General features: G+C 61.4%; 7 protein-coding genes. 4 read left to right on the top strand and 3 right to left on the bottom strand.

Annotated features, from left to right (window positions below):
• Nucleotides 1–135: 135 nt before the first annotated feature.
• The 3 genes from AC11W3_RS06985 to treZ form a co-directional block, all read right to left on the bottom strand.
• Nucleotides 136–438: a DUF2795 domain-containing protein gene (locus AC11W3_RS06985; RefSeq protein ID WP_484092716.1), complete on the bottom strand. Its 303-nt coding sequence runs from the start codon at nt 436–438 to the stop codon at nt 136–138.
• Between the two features lie 239 nt (nt 439–677).
• Complete coding sequence (locus AC11W3_RS06980; protein ID WP_484092715.1) at nt 678–2717, bottom strand: amylo-alpha-1,6-glucosidase; 2040 nt, start codon at nt 2715–2717, stop codon at nt 678–680.
• The gene (gene treZ / locus AC11W3_RS06975; protein WP_484089815.1) at nt 2714–4597 is read right to left on the bottom strand and encodes a malto-oligosyltrehalose trehalohydrolase; all 1884 of its coding nucleotides are present in this window, start codon (nt 4595–4597) and stop codon (nt 2714–2716) included. The genes AC11W3_RS06980 and treZ overlap by 4 nt, the downstream gene beginning before the upstream one ends.
• Before the next feature lie 349 nt (nt 4598–4946).
• Between treZ and AC11W3_RS06970 the strand changes: the two genes are divergently transcribed.
• The 4 genes from AC11W3_RS06970 to AC11W3_RS06955 all read left to right on the top strand — a co-directional run.
• Entirely contained in the window at nt 4947–6047 is a 1101-nt protein-coding gene (locus AC11W3_RS06970) for a glycosyltransferase family 4 protein (protein ID WP_484089816.1), read from the top strand.
• 54 nt (nt 6048–6101) lie between these two features.
• Nucleotides 6102–7157 carry a CgeB family protein gene (locus AC11W3_RS06965; protein WP_484089817.1) on the top strand — a complete coding sequence of 352 codons (1056 nt, stop codon included), beginning with the start codon at nt 6102–6104 and terminating at the stop codon, nt 7155–7157.
• A 40-nt stretch (nt 7158–7197) separates the two neighbouring features.
• Complete coding sequence (locus AC11W3_RS06960) at nt 7198–7974, top strand: electron transfer flavoprotein subunit beta/FixA family protein (protein WP_484089818.1); 777 nt, start codon at nt 7198–7200, stop codon at nt 7972–7974.
• A gap of 25 nt (nt 7975–7999) precedes the next feature.
• The coding region (locus tag AC11W3_RS06955; protein ID WP_484092714.1) for an electron transfer flavoprotein subunit alpha/FixB family protein at nt 8000–8856 on the top strand (857 nt) is incomplete at its 3' end.

Below are 8856 nucleotides of genomic sequence, written 5' to 3'. Positions count from 1 at the left end.
GGCTTCGGAACTCGAGAAGCAGGGACTGAAATCGAGGGTTTCGTTGCGGCCTCACGTGCAGTAGTGAAGATAATGATTTTCCCGCCCAGAAAATAAAAAACCCCCTCCCGGGGGAGGGGGTCGGTTTTCAGTTGGTTACTTGTGAGATGACTTGCCGTGGGAGGATTTTCCCTGGGCTGTCTGGCCACCGCTCCTCTGCTGGCTCTGGCCTTGGCTTGAGCTCTTGGAGCTTGAGCTTTCAGATTCAAATGATTTCATCACGTCGGCCATGCTGCTGTACTCTTTTTCCGGCATTTTCCTGATTTCATCGATAACGACTTTCTCTGCATGGAGCTGCTGGGCTTGTTTTACCAGGTCCTGTTTATGGGCAGGAAAGTCTACTCCTTTCAGATGCTTTGACACGTTGGCCGGTGAAGCGCCAGTTCCACGTGTTGCCATACGCTCCTCCTTTTACAACTCTTACGGCTGTGCACTTCTATCTAAATTATATGATTTCAAAATAATTGCAGCAATTGAAAAGATTCTGCTGCCGGGTTGCTTGATACAATCCACCGCAATATATAAGCCTCTTCAATGAATCCACGCGATCACCAGACTCAATGTTACCTCTCCCATGAAACATCCATCTTTCACCACCCGACAGGACCATCTGGAGAATGCCCATCGCCGCTCCCGGGTCAGCCTTCGGTCTTAAGCCAGCACCTCAAGGTCTCGGCCACGCTCCAGGCCTGGGCGATGCACCCCCTGGCGGCGTAAGGCTGCTCGGCATCGCAGATCTCGCTGATGGTCCCCACGCACTGCTCGCTCAACTGGCCGATTACCCCCTGCAGGAACGCGCGGGCGGTCTTGACCTGGTCCGGGTACTGGCGCAGCCAGGCGTCCACGAAGGGCCCGATGAGCCACGGCCAGACGGTGCCCTGGTGGTAGGCCGCATCGCGGGCCCTGATGTCGCCGGTGTAGGTGGGCTTGTAGTCGGGATGTCCGGGGGCGAGGGTCCTGAGACCGACCGGCGTAAGGAGGCGGTCCCGCACCGTGTTGAGCACCTGGGGCCACTTGTCGGGCTCCAGCACCGGATAGTCGAGCGAGATCGAAAAGAGCTGGTTGGGGCGGCAGGCGAAGTCGTCCCCCTGCTCGCCATCGATCACGTCGTACAAGTGACTCCCTTCGGCGTACCAGAAGCGCCGGTTGAACGAGCGGAAGGTCTGATCCGCCAGCTGACCAAGCTGCTGCGCATAGCCCTCGTCCTCCTCTTCGGCTGACCATTTCTGGAGCAGTCTCAGCGCGTTATACCATAGCGCGTTGATCTCGACCGCCTTGCCGCGCCGCGGTGTCACCACCCAGTCGCCCACCTTGGCGTCCATCCAGGTCAGCTGGTAGCCGGGAGCGCCCTGCCTGAGGAGGCCGTCACCGGGGTCGACGCCTATCCCGAAGCTGGTGCCGGCCAGGTGCTTGTCGATGATCTGGCGCATCTGCGGCATGATCAGGCGCAGGGTTGCCCTGTCCCCCGTCACCTCCAGGTAGCGGTGCAGGGCATGGAAGAACCAGAGGCTCGCGTCGGCGGTGTGATAGAGCCCTTCGCTTTGCCCCTCGGGGAAGAGGTTGGGGATCAGGCCGTTCTTCACGTAGTGGGCGAAGGTCCGCAGGATCCAGCCGGCCTCGTGGTGGCGGCCGGTGGAGAGGGTTAGACCCTCCAGGGAGATCATGGTGTCGCGCCCCCAGTCGGTGAACCAGTGGTATCCCGCTATCACCGTGCAGACCTCGTCACCCATGGCGTGGGCCCGCACCGCGTCTTCGTGCCTCCCCGCGGGAGAGATGATGAACTGGTCAGCGGCCAGGACCAGTTCGGCGGGGGGGCCGGTCCTGGCAGGGGGGGCGGCCGTGGCCTTCAGGAGCCGGCGTCGCTCCCTCTCCATGTCCCGCGCGGCTACCGGTTCCAGCGCGCGGATGGTCTCCCAGGTTTCCGTGGAAGCGGTCAGCGCCGCCTCCTGCTCAGTCGTCAGATCGACGGCGAAATAGCCGGGGCTCCAGAGGGAGCCTACCGACTCGTAGCCGCGGGAGTCCTCGAGAGCATAGAAGACGTTGCTGGTCTTCTTCTCCTCGAGGGTGAAGGTCCCCCTGGCGCCGTTTATCACGAATCTCACTTGCGGCGCGTGCGGACCGGTCGCGATCTGGTAGCGGTTCTCCACCGCCGAGAAGACGTAGGGATCCGTATCCTTGAGATCGACCGGGGAGTCGTGCGGGCGGAAATGGATGGACGGCTGCAGCTTCAACCGCACCTTCTGCTGGCCGGAGAGCAGGCGGTAGATGAGGTGTAGCGTGTTCTGCCGGTGCACCAGGACCAGCTGCTTCTCGATCACCGTCCCCCTGATGTCGTAGCGCCAGACCGGGAGCCCGTCCTCCAGGCGGAAGCCGACCAGGTACTCCATGCCGTGGAACTCCAGGGCGCCCCCCTCCTTCTGCAGCCCTCCGAAGAGGGTGAAGCTCCCGTCGGGAAAACGGATGACTTCGGTGACCCTGTTGAGCACCACCACCCGCCCCAGGGGGGCAGGGTAGGCGGCGATGAGGAGGCCGTGGTAGCGGCGGGTCACGGCGCCGCTGACCGTTCCCGAGGCGTACCCCCCGAGTCCGTTGGTGATCAGCCATTCCTGTTCCAGAAGCTGGCGGTTACGGACCTTCTCGTCGCCCGCCAGGGCAACTTCGCGCGTCACGGTTGTCATTGGGCATCCTCCGCCGGTACCGGCATAAGCACCACCGCGGCGTTACCCTGTACCAGCCAGTACTTCTCTGTTTCCAGCCGGGGGGTACCCGATCCGCCGTATTCGATCCGTTCGCTGCTCCAGAGAGTCTCCCACCGGTGGCCGTCGGGCGGCGCCAGCATCGGCTCCGGGGCGGGCGCCATGTGCATCTCGCGGCCGTAGTTGACCAGCACCAGCCGCTGCTGCTCCCCCAGGAAATAGCGCAGCAGGAAGCTGGTCGGTCCCAGCACCGCCCCCTCGATATGGCAGGCATGGGCCCTGCTGAAGACCGGATCCTCGCGGCGCAGCTTGAGGAGGTCGCGGTGCAGTGCATAAATCCTCGTGTGGAGGCCTCGCTCGGAGAGGTCGAGCCGGGACTGCTCGAAGGTCGACTGGTCGTAGGGTTTGTCGATGGTTTCGATGATTTTAGGGTTGTCGATGTTGGTGAACTGCCTGAGGTACTCTATGCGCCCCTGGTGGACGGCCTCTGAGATTTCGGAACTCAGGTCGGCGAAATACTGGAACGGTGACGAGGCCGAGAACTCCTGTCCCTGGAAAAGGAGCGGGGTCTGCGGGGCCAGGAGCAAGAGGGTGGTGATGGCCCTTAGCGCACCGGGGCCGGTCAGGTGGTGGATCCTGGTGCCCCAGGCGGAGTTGCCGACCTGGTCGTGGTTTTGGGTGTAATGGACGAAGCGGTTGGGGCTGATGCCGAGGGTAGGGCTGCCGCGCCGCTTCTCCTGCCAGAAGTAGCGCTGCCCCTGGTACAGATAGCCCCACTTCGCGCTGGATACCATTTCCTGGGGGGAGCCCAAGTACTCGGAATAGTAGGCGCCGTGGTACCCGGTCAGGGCAACGTAGGTGTTGTGGTGGAAATCGTCGTTCCAGACCGCGTCCATGCCGAAGCCACCCTGGTCGCTCGACATGAAGCAGCGTTTGTCCTGGGGCTCGTTTTCCGCGAACATGAGGACTCCCCGTCCGCCGGCCGCCTCTCTCGCCGCATCCGTGATGCTCCCGAGGATGTGGCGGGGTGAGTTGTCCGATATGGAGTGGGTCGAATCGAAGCGCAGGGCGTCGAGGTGGTACTCGTCGATCCAGTAGGCACCGTTGGAGATGAAGAACTCCCGCACCGGTCCGCTGGTCCTGGAGTCGAAGTTGATGGTCTTGCCCCACTCGCCTTCCTCCGGGCTGTAGTAGTCCGCCGAAAACTCGGCGAGATAGTTTCCCTCGGGACCGAAATGGTTGTAGACCACGTCCAGGATCACCCCCAGCCCGGTGGCGTGGGCCCGGTCCACGAAACGCCTAAGGTCGTCCGGTTCTCCATAGAGCCTGTAGGGGGCGAAGTGGTTGACGCCGTCATAGCCCCAGCCGAACCTGCCGGGGAAGTCGGCGATCGGCATCACCTCCACCAGGGTGACGCCGAGATCCCGCAGGGCGGGGAACTGCTCCATGGCGGCCTGCCAGGTCCCTTCCCTGGTGAAGGTGCCGATGTGGATCTCGTAGATGACCTGCCCCTCCAGTGTCACCCCATGCCAGGCGCGATCCTTCCATTGGAATTTCCTGGGATCGACCACCCGCGACGGTCCGTGCGGCCCATCCGGCTGAAAACGGGAGGCCGGGTCGGGGTAGCTGTCGCCGCCGTCCAGCCGGAAGCGGTAAAGGGACCCGGCCTTGGCACCCTGGCAGAATCCCGCGAAGTAGCCTCCCTTTTCCGCCTTCAGATCGACCGCCACCACCGGATGCCTTTCCCCTTCCCTGAGCAGCAGGACCTCCACCTTCTTGCAGTTCGCGGCCCAGACGCGGAAGTGAACCCCATCCGACAAGAGCTCGGCCCCTACAGGATATTTTCTCGGCGGCTTTGCCATGGGTACCTTGTCCTGGTTGGATTAATATGCACAAAAGTAACATACTTTCCTGAATTTAAAACCGGGCTAACAGCTGTCAATTCCTCATTTTTTCCAGAAAAGATTTGACACCCAAGGTGCCGCTGCTAGTATTGGTACCTGTTAATTTAAAATTTTTTCGAGGAGATTCATTAGATCGTAAAGTGGCAGACGGGGACAATGGTGAATGGTGAATGGTGAATGGTGAATGGTGAATGGTGAATGGTGAATGGTGCAGCGCTAACAACGGAAGGACGTAGTTATGGTCTTCTCTTCAGTAACACATGTTCAGAGGCAAACGGGGCTGGAACCGCTGCCGAGGCGGATATTGATGACGGCCGATCCTATCGGCGGGGTCTGGAGCTACGTTCTCGAGCTCTCCCACGGTCTCGCGGAATACGGGATTGAAGTCGCTCTGGCTACCATGGGACAGCCTCTTGCCGAGCAGCAACGGCGCGAGGTCGAGCAGGAGAAGAACGTCACGCTCTACGAGAGCGGCTTCCGCCTCGAGTGGATGGACGATCCCTGGGAAGACATAGCCCACAGCGGCGACTGGCTCCTCTCCCTCGAAGCGCAACTGCACCCGGACCTCGTGCACCTCAACGGCTATTGCCATGCTTCCCTTCCCTGGCAGTGTCCATGCCTGGTGGTGGCCCACTCCTGCATGGTCTCCTGGTGGGAGGCGGTCAAGAAGGAGGACCTTCCGGTGGGGCTTGAGCCTTACCGCAGCTGTGTGACCAAGGGGCTGGCGGCCGCGAATCTGGTAGTGGCGCCGACGGCAGCGATGCTGCAAAACATCGAGAAATTGTACACGCCGCTGCAAAAAGGGCGGGTGATCCACAACGCGCGCAGTCGCACGAGGTTCAGACCGGGAAGGAAGAAGGAATTCATCCTCTCCGTCGGCCGCATCTGGGATGAGGCGAAAAACATAGCAGCCCTGGGACGAACGGCCTACAAACTTCCCTGGCCGGTCTATGTCGCAGGGGAACAGAAGCATCCGGGAGGCGGGACCGCCGCTTTCGACGGCGTCAACCGGCTCGGATTCCTCGATCCCGATAGTCTGGCTCCCTGGTATTCCGCCGCCTCGATCTATGCCTTGCCTACCCGCTATGAGCCTTTTGGCCTGACCATCCTGGAGGCCGCTCTGTCAGGTTGTGCCCTGGTCCTGGGGGACATCCCGACCATGCGTGAGCTGTGGGACGATGTCGCCGTTTTCGTCGATCCGGAGGATGACGATGCCCTGGCCCGCGAGCTCCGTGCGCTGTGCGCCGACAGCTATCGGGTGGCCGATCTCGGGGAAAGGGCGCTGATGCGCAGCCGCAGCTTCAATCTGTCCAAGATGACCTCGGCCTACCTTGCCGCCTACCGTGAGCTCGATCCCGATATTTCCGGGCGGGAGGAAGTCACCGAAGAAGGGGATGGAGGAGAATGACGACGATTCGCATGATTGGAATGTGTTAAATGCTAATGATATGGAGGTCCTGCCATGAAGATTATCGTCTTTGGACTCTCAATTACCTCTTCCTGGGGTAACGGCCATGCAACGACCTACAGGGGACTGCTGCGGGAGATGGCGAACCGCGGCCACAGCGTCCTCTTCATGGAGCGGGACGCGCCCTGGTACGCGCAGAACAGGGACCTGCCGCAATCCGAGTTCTGCCGGACAGCGATTTACTCCTCGTTCGACGCGCTGCTCGCCGAGTACAACACCGAGATCGCCGAAGCCGACTGCGTCATCGTCGGGTCGCATGTGAAGGACGGCATCGAGGTGGGAGAATGGGTGACGCAGCATGCGTCCGGCATAACCGCCTTTTACGACATCGACACCCCGGTCACCCTCGCCGCCCTCAGGGAAGGGACCTGCAGCTATCTGTCGACCGAACTGATCCCCCGCTACCGCCTCTATCTCTCCTTCACCGGCGGCCCGATACTCGGCGAGATTGAGCAGCGGTACAAGTCGCCACAGGCCCGTCCCCTTTACTGTTCAGTGGACCCTGAGGTGCATTATCCCACGCCGCAGTCGCCGGAGTGGGATCTCGGCTATCTCGGCACCTACAGCAGTGACAGGCAACCGGGGCTGGAGCGCCTTCTGTGCAAGCCGGCATCGCTGTGGGACCAGGGACGGTTCGTGGTGGCGGGGCCGCGGTATCCGGCAGATATACGATGGCCTGAGAATACCTGCCGCATCGAGCACCTCCCGCCGCAAAGCCATCGCGGCTTCTACTGCTCGCAACGGTACACCCTGAACCTGACCAGGAAGGAGATGCAGCTTGCGGGCTATTCCCCGAGCGTACGCCTGTTCGAGGCAGCCGCCTGCGGGGTCCCGGTTATCAGCGATCAGTGGGCGGGACTGGAGGAATTCTTCATCCCCGGAAAAGAGATCATCGTGGCTTCCGGCACCGAGGATATTCTTCGTATTCTCAAGGACTTCCCCGAGGATGAGCGCAGGGCATTGGCGGAGCGGGCGAGGGAAAGGGCATTGCAGTCCCACTCCGCGGCCCGGCGCGCCGATGAACTGGAGAATTACCTGGCCGCGATCTGATGCGGGAGGTCGTGCGGGTATGGTTTTCCGGGAGGATTAGATGAAGATTCTAGTCTGCATAAAGCAGGTCCCTGACATGGAGTCCAGGTTCAGGGCCGACACCTCCGGCACCTGGTACTCGGAAACCGATCTTGCCTTCCGGATGAACGAATATGACGAGTATGCAGTCGAGCAGGCGGTCCGGCTCAAGGAGCAGCTCAATGACGAGCCTGAGCTGACGGTGATCTCCATTGGACCCGGGAGGGTGCTGGAGGCGGTGAAGAAGGCGTTGGCGATGGGATGCGACAGGGCTGTCCACGTCCAGGATGACTCGGTGCACCTCAAGGATCCCTGGCAGGTAGCTTCCATCCTGGCAGCCTACGCAAAGGACCAGCAGTTTGATCTCATCTTCACCGGACTGCAGTCCATTGATCGCGGATCCTGCCAGGTCGGCGTGACCCTCGCCGAGCTTTTGGGATACGCCTGCGCGACCACCATCGTCGGCTTTGAGTACGGAGACGGCGTCGTGACGGTGAAACGAGAGCTGGAGGGAGGGGTGAAAGGGGTCGTGCAGCTGAAGACCCCGGCACTGGTCACCTGCCAGCTCGGCCTGAATTCGCCTCGTTACCCGACCCTTCCCAATATCATGAAGGCCAAGAAGAAGGAGATCCTGACCGTGCCGGTGGCCGAGCTGCTCCGTGATCGATCCCGCACCGAAACAACCGGCTTCTACGCGCCGGCCAAGAAGGGGACCGGGATCGTACTGGAGGGTGATGTCGCAGAGCAGGTGGATAAGCTCCTGGCCTTACTGCGGGAAAAAACGGCGGTAGTACGTTAGTTCCAAGGGGCGCCAGGGGGCTCACATGAAAGCACTCCTCATCGGTGAAAGCAGGAATGGAAAGATCCTGGATTACAGCTACGAGCTCTTCGGTTTCGCCGCTCGTCTGGGAGCCGAAACCGCGATGCTGCTGGTAGGGCAGGAATCCGATCTTCCCTCCTACGGCGGTGCCGTGTATCTTGCCGATTCAGCGAAATACGGAGAATATAACCCCGACCTCCACAAACAGCTCGTGGTAGCGGCCGTGGAGCGGGAAAAGCCCGATTACGTGGTCTTTTGTCACTCCTCCTACGGCTGGGACTTGGCGCCGCGGGTGGCCGTTGCCCTTCAGGCCGGACAGCTCTCGGAAGTCATCAATGTGGCGGAGGGGGCGTTCGAGCTGCCAAGCTGCAGCCAGAAGATGCGCAGGACTGCGAAGCCCGCCACCCCCATTGCCGTGCTGACCATCCAGGCAGGGGCCTTCCCCGCACAAATACCTGGTGGATCGCCACAATTGCAGCGGCTCGACGTCGAGGGGAGTTCGAACGTCGCCTTTGTCCGATACGAGGCGGCAGAGGCGAAGGGGATCGATCTTGCCAAAGCTGAGATAATTGTCAGTGCCGGGCGCGGCATAGGCAAGGCTGATAACGTGGCAGTCATCGACGCGCTGGCCAAGGCCTTGGGTGGCCAGCTGGGAGCCAGCCGTCCCGTCGTCGATAGTGGCTGGGTCGAGCACAGCCACCAGGTCGGCACAACCGGCCAGACCGTAAGCCCGCGGCTGTACATCGCCTGCGGCATCAGTGGCGCCATTCAGCACCTGGCCGGGATGAAGAAATCAGGGTTCATAGTCGCCATCAACAAGGACAAGGAGGCCCCGATAGGCGAGGTAGCCGACGTCCTCGT

The organism is Geomonas sp. (assembly GCF_056994735.1).
This window is presented reverse-complemented; position numbering and strand designations above follow the sequence as displayed.

Bases quoted from the DNA above. Each gene is read 5' to 3' on its own strand.
- AC11W3_RS06970 (WP_484089816.1), top strand. From the start codon at position 4,947: ATGACGGCCGATCCTATCGGCGGGGTCTGGAGCTACGTTCTCGAGCTC.
- AC11W3_RS06980 (WP_484092715.1), bottom strand. From the start codon at position 2,717: ATGACAACCGTGACGCGCGAAGTTGCCCTGGCGGGCGACGAGAAGGTC.
- AC11W3_RS06960 (WP_484089818.1), top strand. From the start codon at position 7,198: ATGAAGATTCTAGTCTGCATAAAGCAGGTCCCTGACATGGAGTCCAGG.
- AC11W3_RS06965 (WP_484089817.1), top strand. From the start codon at position 6,102: ATGAAGATTATCGTCTTTGGACTCTCAATTACCTCTTCCTGGGGTAAC.
- AC11W3_RS06985 (WP_484092716.1), bottom strand. From the start codon at position 438: ATGGCAACACGTGGAACTGGCGCTTCACCGGCCAACGTGTCAAAGCAT.
- treZ (WP_484089815.1), bottom strand. From the start codon at position 4,597: ATGGCAAAGCCGCCGAGAAAATATCCTGTAGGGGCCGAGCTCTTGTCG.